We start from the raw sequence: 17528 nt of genomic DNA, 5'->3' as shown, positions 1-17528 counted from the left end.
CTTTAATCACGTCCCTTACAGTATACGGTTATCATCGAAAGTACTTATGCCGAAGAAAGCTTGAATTATGAAAAAATACTCGCCATTCATACCCACGCTTAACAATTCTCCTGTATACTGTCGTATGTAAGCCTCTTGTCTACGCGATCAATCCCGGCCCTTACAAGCATACACCCGAGCCCGTTTTGACTCAGGGCTATCAGCTTGCCAAACTATAATGTGAGGTGTTCTGTTCACAATGATAACTCGTTCGATGGATTGGCTTCAGCAACATGACCACCTTATCTTCCGCTGGTTAAACCGCAAGATCAGCAACAAAATGGTGGATTCGATGCTCGCGCTGGTCACCCATATGGGGGGTGCTATCTTTACCATTGTGCTGACACTTTCGATAGCGTTTTTTGCACCGGAGCCGTGGGATACGATGGGATGGCAGAGCTTTATCGCACTGTCCCTCAGCTTCCTGATTACGGCTCTCATCAAAAAGAAACTGCGGCGCATCCGGCCATACCAGGCATTGGAAAAAGTGAGGTTTGAAAAGAAACCGATGAAGGACCATTCGTTTCCTTCCGGGCACTCGACGGCCATATTTTCCATCATCACGCCGTTTCTGTTCGTAACGCCCTGGCTGTCATTGATCTTGATCCTGCTGGCGCTTACGGTCAGCCTGTCACGGGTTTATCTCGGCTTTCATTATCCTTCGGATTGCCTGGCCGGCTGTTTCGTCGGCACCGCTTCGGCACTCCTGATCGTGCTTAGTTAAATAACCAGGCATTACCATACGGTCCTCGCGACTAATGATGGGATGCCTGGTTTTTTTACTCCTTCTCATCTCTTCATATCTCACCTAACAACGATTCAACGCCCGGACTATATCTGATTCATCACAGATTTACGAAAAACATGAAAAAAAGTTCGAACCATTTCGGCTGGTAAATCGTACTAACTTATACATTCATAATAAGGAGGTATTTGTTCATTGAAGAAAAGATTATCACGAATGCTGGTTGCCCTGCTTGCGGTTACGATGATCCTTCCAGCCGGAGCCATGGCAGCAGATAACAGCCAGACTGCCGCTGCAGGAGGGGGTCTTGAGAAGATCGCCGCAGAGAAAGCCAAGCTGCTCACCGAGACGTATGGAACGACAAGCGTCCAATATGCCCTGATCGACAACGGCAAGATTACCGTGTCCGGGCAAGCGGGCGTCAATGATATCGAAGGAAAGATCCCGTTGACCGAAGATACGATGTATGGGATCGGCTCCACGAGTAAAGTGTTCACTGCCGCCGCGGTCATGAAATTGGTGGATGACGGGAAGATCAACCTGGATGCGCCTCTCGTTCAGTACATACCCGAATTCACGATGAAAGACGAACGCTACAAAAAAATCACGCCGCGCATGCTGCTTAACCATTCCTCCGGCCTGCAGGGCTCAAGCCTGAACAACGCGTTTTTGTTCGAAGATAATGACCCGCATGCACATGACACGCTGCTGAAGCAGTTGTCCACCCAAAACCTGAAGGCAGACCCGGGTGCATTCTCCGTGTATTGCAATGACGGATTCACGCTCGCCGAGATTCTCGTGGAAAAAGTGAGCGGCAAGGATTTTACCGCATTCATTCATGAACATTTTACCGAGCCGTTAAACATGGACCACACCAAGACATCCCAAGACACATTGGATTTAAGCCAAATGGCGGGCCTCTATTATCCGGCTCATCAAGGACAGCTGCCTAACGAGACCATCAATGTCATCGGAACCGGCGGCATCTACTCCACGGCCGAAGACCTGGTGCAGTTTGCGCAGATTTTCACCGGGGAAGCCGAGGGAATCCTCTCAGATCAGTCTGTAAAAGCCATGGAGCAGGAAGAGTATAAAAAAGGCCTGTGGCCAGAAGATGCCGATAATTCGTTCGATTATGGACTTGGCTGGGACAGCGTGAGACTGTTCCCGTTTAACCAATATGACATGAAAGCCGTGACTAAAGGCGGCGACACCATTCTATACCACGCTTCGCTCGTTGTGCTTCCGGAGCAGAACATGGCAGCTGCCGTATTATCTTCCGGCGGTTCGAGTTCAACCAACCAATTGCTGGCAAACGAAATTTTGCTGCATACGCTCAAGGAAAAAGGCACCATCAAGGAATTCAAGCCTGAAAAATCGTTCGGCAAACCGGTCCAAGCGGATATGCCTGACAATATGGCGGAATTCGCCGGTTACTATGGCGTGACGAATCAGCAGATGAAAGTCGACATCAAGGACGGCGAACTGTCCATTACCGTACCGATGGTACCGGACTATCCTGCCGAGAAATATGTATACACCGCGGACGGAACGTTTGTCAGCGCGGATGGCAGCATCAAGGTCAGCTTCGTTAAGGAAAAGAATGATCGCATCTACCTATGGGTAAGACAATATGTTTCGATTCCTGGACTGGGACAGATGGCCTTGTCGCAATATTCGGCCGAAAAAATGGAAGCAAACCCGCTGTCCAAGGAAACCGCTGCCGCATGGGCGAAGCGGGAAGGCGAAACGTTCTATCCATTGAACGAGAAATTCACATCGCTGATGTACTTCATTACGAAACCGACGGTAGAGATTAACAGCAAGAGCGGCCTGGAAGGATATCTGATCGACAAGCAGATCATCGATCCGGATACCGCAGTAAGCCAGCACCAGGTTCCGGCGATTGGCAGCCGGGATACGTCCGAATTCCGCTTCTATAAGGAAAAAGGCGTAGAGTATCTCGAGGGTGCTGGATCCCTGTTTATCAGCGGCAAGCACGTGAAGCCGCTGTATAAAGGGAAAAAATCCACCGTTACCCTGCAAGCCGACGGCTATGCCAAGTGGTATACCGTTCCTGAAGCAGCCGCAGGCAAAACCATGACGGTAACCCTGCCGGCGGAAGGCGCATTCGCCGTATACGATGAGAAAGGCACGGTCGTAAACTACACCGTGGTCAGCGGCTCCAACGAAGTTAAGCTCCCGGCTAACGGAGCTGTCGTATTCGCCGGTGCCCCAGGTTCGGCATTCGGCATCACCCTGCAGCCGTAATGAAGGTGGGCAGCGGGTTTACATGATTCCATGTCAATCCAAGATGACCTAAAAATAGAAGCACCTCAACCAAGGGCTCATTCCTTTGGTTGAGGTGCTTTTTTTCAATGAAATGGTCTTCGGCCAATTTCAGTCTCGAGGTCGGCTTACGTCTACTTCGACTTACGGGCTGCAATCGATCAACAGCTGTGACCCCGGGTGCAGACGGACCGCATGAAAAAGGGGCCCTAGCATTGATGGCTGGACGGAGGCTGCCGGGCCGGACATGGAACATTCCCCTGCCCAAGGCGGCAGGGAAACGAGGATGTCCGTCTCCCGTTCAGCCTCAAGCTTGGCGTGGAACATACCGGCATCCCGGTCCCATTCCACGGTGATCCGACCGGTATGGTATCTCCAGCCTGAGAGTCGGCCACTACGCCAGCGCTCCGGCAACGCTGGCAGGAGCTTCACCATATCCGGCGACACCTGCAGCAGCATCTCCTGTACGGCATTCACCCATCCCATGTTTGCATCGAGCTGTATCGGCGCTGCCGGCATATCCATGCATATCCCCATCCCCCTCCAATCATTATGGAGGGTAAACAGATTCGGCAGCAGACATGATTGCGCCAATGTATCAAGACACTCCAGCGCACGATCGCCTGCCCCCAGCCGCGCGTAAATGGAAGCCATATGGGCAAGCGACCAACCGCTTTGGGCTCCGAGTCGGCGCAGACGCACCGCCTTCTCAAAAGCGACGTACAGCTCTGGTGCTGATTCCCGAGTCACTTCATCACCCGGGAACAAGGGATAGATATGGGAGAGATGACGGTGATCGTATCGGTCCTCAAACGCGGGATCCAGCCATTCCGCAAGGGCTCCGTCCCCGTTCGTCCGGTAAGGCGGAATGCGTTCCAGCATTCGCATCCACCGTTCTTCCTCCGAACCGGGTCCGCCGACTAGCCGATTCGCTTGGATCAGATGGGTAAGCAGTTCCTTCATAATTGCAATATCCATCGTAGCATTGACGGTTGTCGGCATCGGGTGTGCCAGCTGCCTTCCGTCCTCCGGCATGAAATTGAGCGGCGTGTTCTCCGGCGAAACCGAAGGATACAGACGGTAGGCGCCGTCCTCACCGACAACTGCGAAGTCCTCGTAGAATTGAAGGGCTTCACGCATGAACGGCAGCGCCTCCTCTCGCAAAAACCGGACATCTCCCGTATACAAAAAATGCTCATAATAATGCCGGGCCAGCCACCCGGCCGCTCCCGTCCAGTTTAGAATGACGGGTACGATTTGATTCGGCGTTCCGATCCCTGGCGTAGTCCCAGCCGGGATGTAGATTCCGCGACAACCATACAACTTGCGGGCATTGCCGCGGAAATCGTCCATTAGGCTTCCGTAGTAGCGGAACAAAGGGGGTACTAGTTCTCCCAAGCCTCCAACATGCGCGTGCCAATACATCATTTGAATATTCTCATTCGCCATATGGTGGCACCAGACAAGCCGGTAGTCTCCGCCCCATAGGCCATATAGTCCGAACGGCCCCGATTCGGCCGCCGTCCCGCTAATAAACAAATACCTTCCATAAGCCCACATTTTACGAACGAGCGAATCGGGCGCCTCGCCCTCGTAAGCCTCCAGCAGCAGTTCCTCGTTCGAACGCACGTCCCCGCTGGTCACGTTCAGCTTCAAGGATGCGGAATGGAACAATGGACCATGAAGCTCGGCGTGGCGCTTGAGAAGCAGGTCATATTCGCAATTTTCAGGGAAGTCGCTGAGCTCACGCTCAAGCTGCTCCCATTCCTGTTCACGCTTGCCACGGATAAATACTTTCACCAGTGCCAGGGCCCGTCGGGCCTTAACAAAACTTAACATCGTTCCTTCCTTGGTTGACTGTAAACTTCCGCCTTCGCAAATAAGCCGCAGCACGGCCCCGAAATCTGTACCGTCATCATTGCGGCCGGCGTACCGGATAAACGTCCCTTTCGCCGAAGTGACCACGGATTCGGCCAGTTCCTTGAATTCCGGCGTATCCCCCAATCGGTTGCTCGGGTAGAGCGCCAATCCAATCTCTCCCGAAATACAGTGACTCGTCCCGGCTTGAACCTCGATATGCTTACCGATCCCTTTCCTGCCTTCTGGGTTTATTTCTTGGTTAGCACATCCCTCGGAGCCAATCTCGTAAACGATGGCCCTATCTGCACGGGAGACGAACAACCGCCTTACGTATCGGATCGAACCGTCCGTCCAGCCAACCGAAACCTCACCGGTCTCCATATTGAGGGTTCTTCGGTAATGGCGGAACGCCCGTGTACTGGGCATGAACAGTTTAATCGCCGCGAGCGGGAAGCGGGAGGCCAGCCTCGTCCCGTATCCCCGCTCCCGTAAAGCGTTCGCCAAGCTCCAGCTGCCCTCCGCATAGTGTCCTTCATCCATCAGCCTGCGCGTTTCGGCAAGCGTCATGCTCACGTCCGGCAGCGGATCCTTCCGGCCCCAATGCCACAACCCCTCATGATTCAGCAGCACCGTCTCTTCATGCACGCCCCCGAATACCGAGGCCCCGACCATTCCATTGCCTGAGGGTAACCCCTCACGCCACATATTACGCCACCAAGATGCGGGATACCTCATGGTCAACAGGTTCTCTTGACTCATCCTCGATGCCCGCTCTCGTCTCCCGCCTGCAGCCTCTCCATTTCGATGCTGGCCAGCAGGAGCGGTGCGACGCCCATGAGCGAGTCACTGACTACCTTTTCACTCAAATAATACTCGTATGATCCGTCACGGTATTTCCGCCCGCCCAATCCGGCGCCGTGGCATATGCCGTGAAGGTGCAGTCCTTCGGCATCGACGGTGAGAAAACGTTTCTTGATGCCGTCATAGGCACGTTCGACCACCCCGATGTCGATCTCGGCCAAATAATGAAGCCGAATGCCTTTGGCCAAGGCATAGGTCAACATGCAGGAGCCCGAAGCCTCCAAATAATTGCCCTGCCGTCCGTTGCAGTCCATCACCTGATACCACAGCCCGCTGTCTTGATCCTGGGCGCGTACGAGCGCATTGGCCATTCGTTCGAAAATGCCCATCAGCTGGCCGCGCTGCGGATGCCTTACGGGGAAATGCTCCAGTGAGTCCACTAGGGCCATCGCATACCAGCCCATGGCCCGCCCCCATACATGGCGCGAGCGGCCCGTTTCCTTGTCGCACCAGCGCTGCTCCCTGCTCTCATCATAAGCATGATGCAGCAGGCCCGTCTGCGGATTCCGCGTGCGCCGCTCGATGAGCAGCAGCTGACGTGCCGCTTCGTCGAACCATTCCGGCGCATCAAACGTTTCTGCGTACTCCGCCATAAACGGTGACGACATATAGAGGCCGTCCAGCCACATCTGAAACGGATAGATTTTCTTATGCCAAAATCCGCCTTCGTCTGTCCGCGGCTGTCCAACCAGCTGAGATGCCAGCAGCTCGGCAGCCCTGCGGTATTTCTCTTCTTCCGTCGTGCGCCACAAGGGGAGCAGATTCTTGCCTTTATTGATGTGATCGAGGTTATAGTCCTCCAGTGTATAGCCTGCTATCGTCCCGTCTTCTTGTATGAAGACGTCCATATGGCGCTTGACTGCTTCATTGAAGCGCTTCTCGCCCGTCCATTCGGCCAGGCGGCCCAGTGCACTCAAAGCCATGCCGGCCACGTAACCCCATTTGTTGGCTATATTCGGATGGTATCCGTCCACGCAAGCGGACAAGATCGTTTCTGCCACCCGGACCGGTATTCGTTCCAGGACCGTTGCTTCAGCCACGGTTGACCCCTCCCCTCTCCTTCGCTTTAGACCGATTGCGGCGGCAGCGAATCGAAATCTTCCGGCATGTCGACCAGATACAGATTGCCATAACCATTTTTATCGCTTGTAAACAAGAGTCGTTTACCGTCCGGATCAAAACGCGGATGCGCATGCACCTTCTGGGAATGAAAACTGCATCGGAGCTCGCACAGCATCCTCGGCCCTTGATAGACTCCTTTGGCGTCTTTACGCCATACGGAGAGGGTTTTGACCGACCCTTTGCCGTCGACAACGGCCTGACCGAGGCCGTCCGCATACGCATGCCACGTATCAAACCCGAAATCCGTCTCTTCCATGGCCGTATTGTCATACCGGATATTTCCGAAGAAATTGGTTCCATCCATACGGAAGCCATGGTAACCGATGGTAACGCCGTCAGGATAAAAAAATTCATGGCCGACCTTTTCTCCGGGTTCAAGGCGCTGGCGAATTCTCCAGGCCTCTCCGTTCCGAAGATCCAGTCCCCATATCCGGTGATCGACCAAATGCCACGGCCCTTCGTGGCAAAAGGTGATCAACCATGGTTCGACGGGTGATGCATTAATATGAGTTATAAAGCGATGGGCTTCATACAGGGTTTCAGGCTGCGTCTGCCCTTCCGAATCGATCCGCACGATCCGGCTGTGAGGAGCAGCCTCCATCAACTCCCTATGGCCGACATAGCCATTGCCGAGGTCTAGCTGCATGCGATGGGACAGATCCTCCTGTATGCAGGTGACGACCGAACGACCATCGGCAGGACAGCTCAGGTTGCCGATGTTGTACCCCTCTGGAGCTTCGTAGACAAGCTCTTCCTCCAATGTTGTCAGATCAAGGCGGCGTACGCTCCGACCCGTTTTGACGAAAGCGGCCCGGCCATCCGGTAACAGACACGCATCCACAAAATCATTGTCCGGGTAATCCGTCAGCTGGAGCATTTCGCCGCTGATGACATCCATGCTGTACAAGTTCGAACTGTTTTCCCTATCCGATACGAACAACAGCCGCTTGCCGCCGTCATACCATCCGTTCTCCGTAAAATATAGATGATGACTATGAGCCTTATAGTCGGTCAGCTGCACCACTTCGACTCCGGTCAATCGGTCGCGATACTGCTTACGTTCCGGCTTCCACACCGTTCCCTTGGCCATATTCAGCCCTCCTGTCCGCAAGTTGTACAAGCCGAAGACGAAGCTAAAGCCACGGCTTCAGCCCCTCCCACTGCACCGTCCAGCCGCTTGCCGGAAATCCCGGACAGTGCAGATCTTCTTCTCCTTCCCAGCCGCAGGCCATCATGGCCACCGCCGTAAGCAATCCGCCGTTACCCGGCAAATAAGCGGTCAGACCCGGGCGCTGATAGTTATGCCCGTTCGGCAAAAACGTGTTTTTCATTTCGTCCATTAACAGAAAATCGACAGCCAGATCTTGCTCGCCGAGCCGAGCAGCGGTCATGGCGCATACGGGAAAATCCCATCCCCAGGCCGATTCCCATTTCCAATCGTCCTTGACCTTCCACAAAGTACGCCGCATGGTTTCCCGGTCGACAAGCTTGCCGGGAAGCACGCCTAATGCACACAGCATGGACGGGTGGTCATGATTATTCTCCGTAAACGTGTCCGGCGCCAACTCATGCGCCAGGTAAACGCCGTCGAGTCGGGGCGGCGCCGCCAGATTATTCGCCACCTCAACCCAGCGCGGATTCGGCTGGATACCCAATCGATCAGCCCACTTTATAGCGATATCCAGGCCATATTTCCAATACTCCAGCTCATAAGGCGGGTTCACGCTTGCATTCATCGGATGGCATTCTTGAGCCGGAATGAGCGGCGGTCCGAGATCGAAGGCATCTTTTGACTCATTCCAGTGGGCAAAGGAAACCATAAAGTCAGCCGATTCAAAGACGATGTCACGGAACCGGCGCAGCGTTTCTTGTGCCGGGTCGGCCTTGTAGCACAGCTCCGCCATGGCGATCGGGTGCGGCTGCTGCCAGATCAAGCCCGGAGCGACCGGCGAGGGGCACGGAATGCCGTCGAAACCGACCATTTTCGGCCAGCGCGCTCCCTCGTATCCCTGCGATAGCGCCAGTTCGCGGGCGACCGGCAGTATACCGTTATACCAGTCCATGCTTCTCCGCAATATGGGGGCCCGGCCCCATAGCGCGAAATGGGCGGCATGCCACCAATGCATCTCCAAATGCGATTTGCCGAACCAGCTGTTGTACATCAGACCGGTCTCCTGGGGGGGCATCGAGCCCCCGCTGTGAATGGCGCATAACCATTGCGACAAGACGACGCGGCGCTCCAGCTCAAAAGCTCGCGGATCGGAGCTGCCTGCGAAGCTGACTGCGCCACCGCTCTGCCAAAACGATTCCCAATGCCGGATGCTCGCCGAAACAATAGCTTCAAAGTCAGCCACACCGGGCGACCCAGCCGCAAAGCCTACGGAAAACGTCAGCTCCTCCGGTGATTCATTGGGGGATTCATCCTGAGACTCGCCAGGATTCAGCGTGAATTCATGTGTTTCCGTCTGCTCCAGCCGGCCAATATTCCAACGCCAGCGGACCGCATAACGCTCCTCGTCCAGAGTCCGCTCCAACAGGGCCGTTCCTTTCTCCTGCCGAACGAGAACGGTATCATGCCGATGATCGCTTTCCCAATCGGGAAACACCGATTTTGCCCAAGCCGAATGAGTCATATCCGGTGCGGGGAAACGGATGAATACCTGAAGCCGCCCTTCCCGGATAAGGGGCGAGATCACCCGCACGCCCAAAATATCGGCTTCGGGGTGGCACGCCGTCGTAACTTCTACCGGCACGCCGCGAATTTCGAACTTGCTCGATAGAATGCCCGTCCACAGATCGAGCTTTTGACGGAATTGGCCTGCATCGCTGTAACCGAGCTCTTCTCCCGCTTCGTCCAGAAATCGGAACGACAGCCGGCCTAGGTGAAGACGGTGGGGATTTTGCCGCAGCCATTGGTAAGCTTCCGGCTTATCCCCCGGCTTCATCGGATAGCCGACCTGCCGGCCGTGGGTCTCGAACATCTGCAACGCTGCATCCTTCGCGGAGAACCTGCCGCGCCCCCCCGTAAAATGCCAGCCCCAGTTCGACTGGGTGCCAAGCGACACCTCATATTGTTCAGGAAAAGTCTGCAGCCCGGTAATATCGGAGGTAAACGCGAATTCCCCGTTGCCTACCGACAGTGGCGATAGCGGATCCAGCCTGTCGAATTCAGGATGATGCCGCCAAACAATCTGCTCTCTCTCCATCTCCATAGCTCCTCCCTTCCCGGCTCCTTCATTCAAACAAGGCGTCTATCCGGGTTCTCATCATATCCCGGTATTTGCCCGGGGTGATATCCTTGAATTTGCGGAAGCTGCGAATGAAGCTGTTTTCATGCTGGTAGCCCACCATTTGAGCGATATCGGATATTTTGCGGTCGGTTTTGACCAGCAGCTCGCTAGCCCGCTCCATCCGCAGCCGGGTTAAGTAGTTATAGATCGTTTCGTTTGTCTCCTGCTTGAACAGCTGGCTGGCCAAGCTGCTGCTGATGCCGGTCGATTCTGCAATTTCCGGAATGCCGATCGGATCGCCGAGGTGCTGCTCCATGAATTCGATCATCCGCTGGCACATCAAGAAATCCTTGCTGCCGATTAAACGGCGGTAACGGTCGGCCAAGACCGAAATCAGGCCGGAAAGCTCCGCCTCGATATCTTCAATGTACAGCGTGCCCAGCCGACCTGCCGGGTCCCCCTCGGGGCCTTCTCCCTCTGGGCATATCCCTTTAAGACGTTCCAGCAGCGCCTGCAGCAAGGCAAGCGCCTCCGAAGGATACCAGTAACGGCTGCGGATATCGCCAATGATACGCCCAAGCAGCTCTATAGCCCGCTCCCCTTCACCGGTCTCCACAGCAGTCATCAACTCTCGTATGCCATCTTCCTGCGGCTGCATATCCGTCACTTCGTGACTGGATACATCCTGAAACGGCACGAGCTGACCGTACCCTTTATATAAACGGTAGGTTAACGCGTTCTCCGCTTCCAGCATGGCCTGCTTTAACCGGCAAACCTCGCTCTGCGGCATGCTCACGCCAGCGGACACGCTGAATTTCAGCAAACGGGACACCGTTTCGATCGCCTCGGCCAGCGGAGGCCGAGTTTCCCCGCTCCGCGGTTGAAACAGGATAGCCATCCGGTCCGCTCCGAAATCGGCACAGGCCACCCTCCATTCGGGCTCATGCAGCTCTGCCATGATATTGGCCAAGGCAAACTTCAGCAGCGAGTGGTCACTGGCCGGAAACCTGCGCGACCACGAATCATAGCGGTCGATCGACAGCACCGCTACCGTGACGGGCGCATCCGTCCATTCCGCAAAATACCGTCTCCACTTCTCGCGGATTTCGCGTCTGCCGCTCATATGACCCGAGTGAATATCATACAAAAACTTGGAAGCCGCATCGGATATCGTCTCGCGGATCAGCTGAGACAGATGCGCATGATTGCTGAGCAGTTCGCCAGCCAGCTTTTCCAGATCGATGCGATCCGGGCTGGTCGCCTTCCCGTTGTAGGCGCTGAACAGCTGCTTAAGCCTGCGCACCGGGCGGAAGGCCGCGGAGTTTACATACAGAATGGTCAGCACGCCGAGCGCAAGTGCCGCCACCGATACATACAGCACCGTGTCTCGCACCTTTTTGGACTGTGCAAGCAAACTATCCTGGGAGACGATGGATACGTATTTCCATCCGGTCAGCGGCGATTCGATTTGATTGACCAGCAGCTTCCGACCCTCATGGGAAAAATCCCCGAAGTGGTCTTCCTTCAGCTCGTGCAGCGCCTGCCTCACCGCTTCCGGTTTGAATTCCGAATTCGAAACCGAATAAAGAATGTTATTATGCTGGTCCACGATGTACCGCATGCTGTCGAGCTGCGACAGCGCCGGCGGATTCAATTTCGCGAACAGTTCAGCATCCAGCAAATTGACCGCTACGACGCCTCTTAATCGGCCCTGGATCATGATTTTGCGGAACAGCGTCAGCTCCGACCCTTTATTGCCCGCCCCCTCGGGGACATGCCTTTTGCGGATCATCATCATGTCGTCTCCGAATTCATCAGCGATACCGGTCCACTCGGAATCCACGAATGTGAGCTTGCTCGAGCTGTATCCCTGCGGAAGCGAAATAAAGCTTCCCCGCTCGACATCGTAAACGTATATGCTGTTAATGTATTTTGAGTTGCTGATCCAGGTTGAGAGCAGTCGGTACAATGTCGATATATTGGACACCGAGTTCTGATTCTCGCTCGTCAGAAAATCGTAGATATCGTCATTCACCGCGACCTGGACCGCAATCTTGTCGCTCTCCCGGATCAAATCGTCGATATATTTCATACTGATCTGCAGCATTTGGTGCTGCGGCTCGCTGAGCTCTTCCTGAAGCACCGATTTGGAGGTGTAATATGATGTCAGGCTGACGGCCAAAATGATCATAAAAACGGAAACGGTCAAAATGAGCACCAGCCTCGCTTGCGTATGGGCCAGCGTGTATTTCAGCCACTTGCCGATCGATAGGAACATATCAACCCCCGCTTTACTACCAGAATGGTTCCATTATAGCTCACGTTCCGCTCCTGCCGTCACGCAAATTTAAGCGTTTACAATTGGGCTGGCCCGCATCAGTCCGAGCAGCTCGACTCCGGCCAACAGCACGATGCCGATTCCGTGCGTATCATTCAAGTTCCACGATAAATCGTGCTTGTAGTACGCATGCGAGGTCGACCAGCTGCTGCCCTTGCACACGCCATACACATTTCCCAGGCGGTCGATGGCCCTGCTGGTTAAACCTTCCCACCCCGCAGCGGCGGATTGCAAGTACGGATCCGGGTCCTCCAGCCAGCCGTGGCGAATCCCCCGCGCCATGCCGAAAATAAACATTGCGGTACACGAGGCTTCCTCATAGGATTCAGGGTCTGTCAGCACTTGGTGCCATAACCCGTTTACTCCCTGCACACGAAGGTACCCTTCCGCCAGCGCGCGATAAAAAAGCAGCAGTCCCTCATAGTCGGGATGGCCAAACGGAAGCACGGCAAGCAGCTCTGACAGCGAGAAAAACACCCATCCGTTGCCTCGTCCCCATACCGTCCGGGAAGGCTGCCCATGACGTACATCGTATACATGCGACATCAACTGCAGGTCGGGCAGGTATAGGTAGGACTTATACAGCAGAAGCTGGCGTGCTGCCTCGTCCAGATAGCGGGAATCGCCGGACAGCTCGGCGTATCGGCACAGGAACGGTACGCTCATGTACATATCGTCGCACCACATCGTAAGGTGCATGCTCGGGGAAACGCCGACTTCGCGATAAAGCGCCCCATCCTCAAGACGTGATTGCTTATCCATGATGTACCGGGCGATGTCGTCCGCTGCCCTATGCACCCCTTTCAAGGATCGAACTCGGTCTGCAAGGATGGCTAGCGCGCCGAAAGATCCGCAATCGTCCAGACTGTCGATGTCGGACAGCTGATTGTTCAGCCCTGCCGCACCGAATTCCTCCCGATCCCATAAGGAATATTCGTAATGCCTTGCGGAAAACTCGACATGGCGGAGCACATATTCCTGGATGTCCAGGCGATTAAGCAGCCTGCCCGTCTCCAACAAGCCGTACATCGTGACACCAAGCGGATAATTCCAGCGGCCGAAAAGCTCATTCTCCAAAAACGGCCTCACACAGGCTCCCGGTTCGCTTCCTGTCCAGAACAGCGTCTGTCCGCCGTCAACAGCAACCGTATCCAGTCCGAAATAGTCGGACAGCTCAAGTTCTGCTTCCGCACGGATCGGACCCAGATAAAGCCACTCGCCGGTCAGGCCGTGCACCCTGCGCGGCGCGGTCAACATCCCTTCAGGCGAGGCTTCGCTGACCTCGAACCCCCAGCCCTCTTGAACGTATTCGCTGCGTGCGGTAAGCTCCCCGCGGCCGGGAGGCACATCGATGGCAATACGGAATGTGCCTGCCTCCCGACTTGTGTAAACCTCCCTGCCGTTCCATTCAAACCGGACCGGTCCATAAGAGGTTCCTGACAAGGTCACCTTCTTGCCCGTTAAGGTCCGGTTGACCACGGCAGTCCAGGCGTAAGCGGCATATCCCGGCTTCCGCCCGTACATTCTCAACATTGGGCCGCCATCTGCTTCCCCACCGTGCTTTGCTGGCACGGGCAGCCACTGTGCACCCGTCCATGATTCGCTTTCCATTGAATCGGGGATGCGGGCAAGCGCCCCGTCCATCGGCATCGTCACAATCCATCCTTCCTCGCCCTCCCGCTCCATGGATGGAGCCAGAAAGTGAAACGGCTTGTTCTTGCGGTTGCTTGTGCCAAATACCGCTCCGCAGCCGTTTGGGCTCCGGCGGAATTCCAGGACGAAGTGATTCCATCCCTTGGTAAGCTGAATCCCAAGCTTCAGAGGCAATTCGCCTGCTGTCGCTTCTTCCCCTGGCGCCGAACCGAACCGCTTCCGGCCGTTATGGTACAGCCGAACTTGCCCCGTCCATTCCATCAGAAAGGGGAAGATCTGCGGTTCGGCAGCCCACAGCTTCGTCCAGGCGTAGACCACCTGGCTCCCCGTCATCTCGGGGAACGTATCCGCGATGGGGAGTTGATAGCAGTGGTCGGCCCGCTTGCGGATCGGACTCTTGCGCGTCACCCGGTAAACCGGGGCATGAGGCGGATTGTCACCGACATAACGCTGGGCAATGACCGTTAGCGCATGCTCGATGTTACTGCCCTCTGTTTGGGAAGCCAGGCTTTCCGCCGGATCAACGTATCCTTTATCATTCAATAGGCTCACTCTCCTTCCACCCGCCCAGAACATCCGCTATCGCCACCGGACGGTGTTCCTTCACGGAACGCCACACGGCTTCCCCCGTTGCCACGGAATAGGCGCCATCCACAGCCCCGGACAAAACCGGGAACGGCCTTTCCCGGTTCTCACCGAGAAACAGGTCGTTCAGCAGAAGCGGGTCGCCTCCTCCATGGCCGCCTTCCCGATGGACGACATGGATGGTTTCCTTGGAGCCGAACAACGGGAAGTAATCGATCGTCTGGATCGGTGTTGGAAAAGGGGTTCGGGACGGTGCATGATATTCGATCGTCTCCAACCGGCCTTTCGTACCGTTGATCGCCAAGCGATACCCTTCATACGGCAGCGAAAAGTTGACGGAATAGCTGAGCAGTGCGCCTCCGCTGTATTTGACGGTGGCCGCATACGTATCCTCAATATCGATCTCATCATCAAAAATACACCGGTCCGGGCGGTAGCCTGTATAAGGAAATTGCGGTCCCCCGCTATCCAGCTGACCGAGATGATCGTCCTGCACATGACGTGCGTTCCAGCGCGAATGATAAGCACAGCGGCTGGCTGTGAGGCAGGTTCCGCAATGGCGACCGTCTTCTTTGCCCGGATTCAGCTCCCCTTGGGCACCGTAATAATGGAGCGCCCCGTAGGCGAAGGCCTCGACCGGCTTTTGACCGATCCACCAGTTCACAAGGTCGAAATGATGCGTGCTTTTATGGATGGAGAGGCCTCCTGACATTTCGCGCCGGCGGTTCCACCGTTTGAAGTAGCTGGAGCCGTGATACGTGTCCAAATACCAGTTGAGATCGACGGATGTAATCCGGCCGAGTTTGCCCTCCCACACCATCTCTTTGATTTTGGCGTGAATCGGGGCATAACGGTAATTAAACGTGACCGTCACCGAGCCTTTGCTCACCCGCTCCGCATCCAACACGCGCCGCGCGTCCTTACCCGTCGTGACCATCGGCTTTTCCGTGATGACATCCAGATCCCGTTCAAGCGCGGCAACAATATAACGCGCATGCGTATCGTCGCGCCCCGCCACGATGACCACATCCGGCCGAGTCTCGTCAATCATCTTCCCGAATTCCTCTTCACCGTAAGTTCCGACGGCGGTATGCTCCGGGAAGCGGGAGCGGTACAGCTCGAAGCGGGCCGGATCGCAATCCAGTATGGCAACCAGGTCGCAGCGCCGTGCATGCGTCGTCAGAATCGGTTTGGCGAACATGCCGAGCGCACGACCGCTCACACCGCATATGGCATATTTCTTTTTCACTGTATGATCACATCCTTGAGTACCATTCCTCTACCCTCTTCGTTACTTCGTCTCCCCCTGCCTCATGCCAGCGGTCGACGAATTCATCGAACTTCTCCAGCGGCCATTCGCCGATGACGATCTTGGTTACATACTCCTGAAACAGCTTATGCGATTGAATGTCCGGGAAGCCTTCATACACGGTACTTGGAAGTCCATCCCCGGCGATCCGCTTCGCGTCCGCGGTACTCACCTCAAATATATCCTTCACCATCTGCTGCATGTCTTCCGGGATCGTCTCCTGAATCCGGATGTCCATATCCTCCTTTGTCGTCAGGTTGCGCATGCCGAGGGCCAACGGACGGCTGTCCTCGGCCGGAAGCAGCACTTTTTTGCCATCAACAACTTCATGCTGCAATCCTTCGATGCCAAAGCGGGTAAATTCATCATTCGACCGATCATAGAAGAAATCGAGCAGCTTCAAGGCGGCCGGAGCTTTATCCTGGGCCTTTGCCGGAATGATCCACTCCGGTTCGCCCATGCTCTTCTGCGTGACAAATCCCTCAAACCCATCGGCCTTTGGAAGCGGCATGCCAACGATATAAGCATCCGGTGCTTTTTGCTGCATGGCCGTGAACCGATCGCGCAGGTTGGCGGGAAGGTGGTACCAGCTGCCGACCAGATTGTTATTGATTTTAGCTGTCCATACATCGCCTTTGTTCAGAAACGTCTCGTTGTCCAGCAGCTTCTCGTCATATAACTCACGGGCAAACGCAATGGCAGCCTTCATATTGTCCGTTACGCCGGCATACTGGATTTTTCCGTCATAGACGTCCCATTCCGGACTCCCCTCCCACATCGCGACGCCGAACATGGCGAACAAATGGTCCATCCATTTGCCGAATTCGCGGCCCGTTGTAGGCAGTTCGTCCTTCAGACCGTTCCCGTTCGGGTCTTCGTTGAGGAAGGCGCGCAGCACCTCCTTGTATTCCTCCGTTGTCTTCGGCATGGACATCCCCACCTTGTCAAGCCAATCCTGGCGGATCAGCGGCGCTCTTTCCGGCACCAGGAACACTTTAGGCACATAATAGATTTTGCCGTCCGGCGAAGCGGATCGAACGACATCCCATGCCTCCTGCGGGATATTGTTCCAGACGTTCGGGGCATACTGGGGCAGCAAATCATCCAGTGCCAGCGCTCCTCCCTGGCGAATAAGGGTCTGCTCGATCCCGCCGATGGGCCGAAGAATATCGGGCAAGTCGTCGGATGCAATCATCAGATTGAGATATTCGGTCGGCTCCGATCCCGGCGGGGTCGTCACCAGCTGATATTCCACGCCGGTCCGCTCCGCCACATACTGGACATGCGGATTATCCGCGCCCGGAATCGTGCCGACGCCCATGTGGCTTTTGAACACCTTTACTTGTGTAAGTTCTTCATTTCCCTCCCCGCCCTGGCCCGCTTGCGATTCGTTGTCGCCCTTGCCGCCGCAGCCAAACAGCATGACTGCCGCAAGTGTCGCCGTGAGCGCCGGTTTCCATGCCCCTTTCTGGAAAAACCATTTCGACATAAGTAAAT

At 55.4% G+C, this 17528-nt stretch carries 10 protein-coding genes; 2 read left to right on the top strand and 8 right to left on the bottom strand.

The genetic code is table 11. The features are described 5' to 3' along the window. Positions 1-253: 253 nt before the first annotated feature. Positions 254-763 (top strand): phosphatase PAP2 family protein, encoded by a 510-nt coding sequence (locus M1D70_RS00595; RefSeq protein WP_456288866.1) that lies wholly within the window; start codon positions 254-256, stop codon positions 761-763. 216 nt (positions 764-979) lie between these two features. Continuing rightward, positions 980-3055 carry a serine hydrolase domain-containing protein gene (locus M1D70_RS00590; RefSeq protein ID WP_456288865.1) on the top strand — a complete coding sequence of 692 codons (2076 nt, stop codon included), beginning with the start codon at positions 980-982 and terminating at the stop codon, positions 3053-3055. A gap of 162 nt (positions 3056-3217) precedes the next feature. Here the strand turns inward: M1D70_RS00590 and M1D70_RS00585 are convergent, their stop codons facing one another. The 8 genes from M1D70_RS00585 to M1D70_RS00550 all read right to left on the bottom strand — a co-directional run bounded on the left by M1D70_RS00585 (position 3218) and on the right by M1D70_RS00550 (position 17520). Next, positions 3218-5692 carry a glycosyl hydrolase family 95 catalytic domain-containing protein gene (locus tag M1D70_RS00585; protein ID WP_456288864.1) on the bottom strand — a complete coding sequence of 825 codons (2475 nt, stop codon included), beginning with the start codon at positions 5690-5692 and terminating at the stop codon, positions 3218-3220. Next, a complete protein-coding gene (locus tag M1D70_RS00580; protein ID WP_456288863.1) occupies positions 5689-6834 on the bottom strand; it encodes a glycoside hydrolase family 88/105 protein in 1146 nt (381 codons plus the stop codon). The genes M1D70_RS00585 and M1D70_RS00580 overlap by 4 nt, the downstream gene beginning before the upstream one ends. Positions 6835-6860: 26 nt before the next feature. After that, complete coding sequence (locus M1D70_RS00575; protein WP_456288861.1) at positions 6861-8006, bottom strand: oligogalacturonate lyase family protein; 1146 nt, start codon at positions 8004-8006, stop codon at positions 6861-6863. Between the two features lie 43 nt (positions 8007-8049). Then, the gene (locus M1D70_RS00570) at positions 8050-10128 is read right to left on the bottom strand and encodes a glycoside hydrolase family 65 (protein ID WP_456288860.1); all 2079 of its coding nucleotides are present in this window, start codon (positions 10126-10128) and stop codon (positions 8050-8052) included. 22 nt (positions 10129-10150) lie between these two features. Next, positions 10151-12424: a helix-turn-helix domain-containing protein gene (locus tag M1D70_RS00565; protein WP_009595513.1), complete on the bottom strand. Its 2274-nt coding sequence runs from the start codon at positions 12422-12424 to the stop codon at positions 10151-10153. A 69-nt stretch (positions 12425-12493) separates the two neighbouring features. After that, a complete protein-coding gene (locus tag M1D70_RS00560) occupies positions 12494-14689 on the bottom strand; it encodes a glycoside hydrolase family 88/105 protein (RefSeq protein ID WP_456288859.1) in 2196 nt (731 codons plus the stop codon). Next, positions 14673-15923 carry a Gfo/Idh/MocA family protein gene (locus M1D70_RS00555; RefSeq protein ID WP_456290369.1) on the bottom strand — a complete coding sequence of 417 codons (1251 nt, stop codon included), beginning with the start codon at positions 15921-15923 and terminating at the stop codon, positions 14673-14675. The genes M1D70_RS00560 and M1D70_RS00555 overlap by 17 nt, the downstream gene beginning before the upstream one ends. A gap of 55 nt (positions 15924-15978) precedes the next feature. Further along, positions 15979-17520, bottom strand: coding sequence for an extracellular solute-binding protein (locus M1D70_RS00550; protein ID WP_456288858.1), 1542 nt, complete (start codon positions 17518-17520; stop codon positions 15979-15981). Positions 17521-17528: the final 8 nt, after the last annotated feature.

The organism is Paenibacillus sp. AK002, assembly GCF_053903045.1.
Note: the sequence above shows the minus strand (reverse complement) of the source record. Positions and strands in the feature narration are given on the sequence as shown.

What these genes read in the sequence shown, in the direction of transcription:
- M1D70_RS00565 (WP_009595513.1), bottom strand. Translation starts at nt 12,424, where the DNA reads ATGTTCCTATCGATCGGCAAGTGGCTGAAATACACGCTGGCCCATACG.
- M1D70_RS00550 (WP_456288858.1), bottom strand. Translation starts at nt 17,520, where the DNA reads ATGTCGAAATGGTTTTTCCAGAAAGGGGCATGGAAACCGGCGCTCACG.
- M1D70_RS00585 (WP_456288864.1), bottom strand. Translation starts at nt 5,692, where the DNA reads ATGAGTCAAGAGAACCTGTTGACCATGAGGTATCCCGCATCTTGGTGG.
- M1D70_RS00595 (WP_456288866.1), top strand. Translation starts at nt 254, where the DNA reads ATGGATTGGCTTCAGCAACATGACCACCTTATCTTCCGCTGGTTAAAC.
- M1D70_RS00555 (WP_456290369.1), bottom strand. Translation starts at nt 15,923, where the DNA reads ATGTTCGCCAAACCGATTCTGACGACGCATGCACGGCGCTGCGACCTG.
- M1D70_RS00570 (WP_456288860.1), bottom strand. Translation starts at nt 10,128, where the DNA reads ATGGAGATGGAGAGAGAGCAGATTGTTTGGCGGCATCATCCTGAATTC.
- M1D70_RS00575 (WP_456288861.1), bottom strand. Translation starts at nt 8,006, where the DNA reads ATGGCCAAGGGAACGGTGTGGAAGCCGGAACGTAAGCAGTATCGCGAC.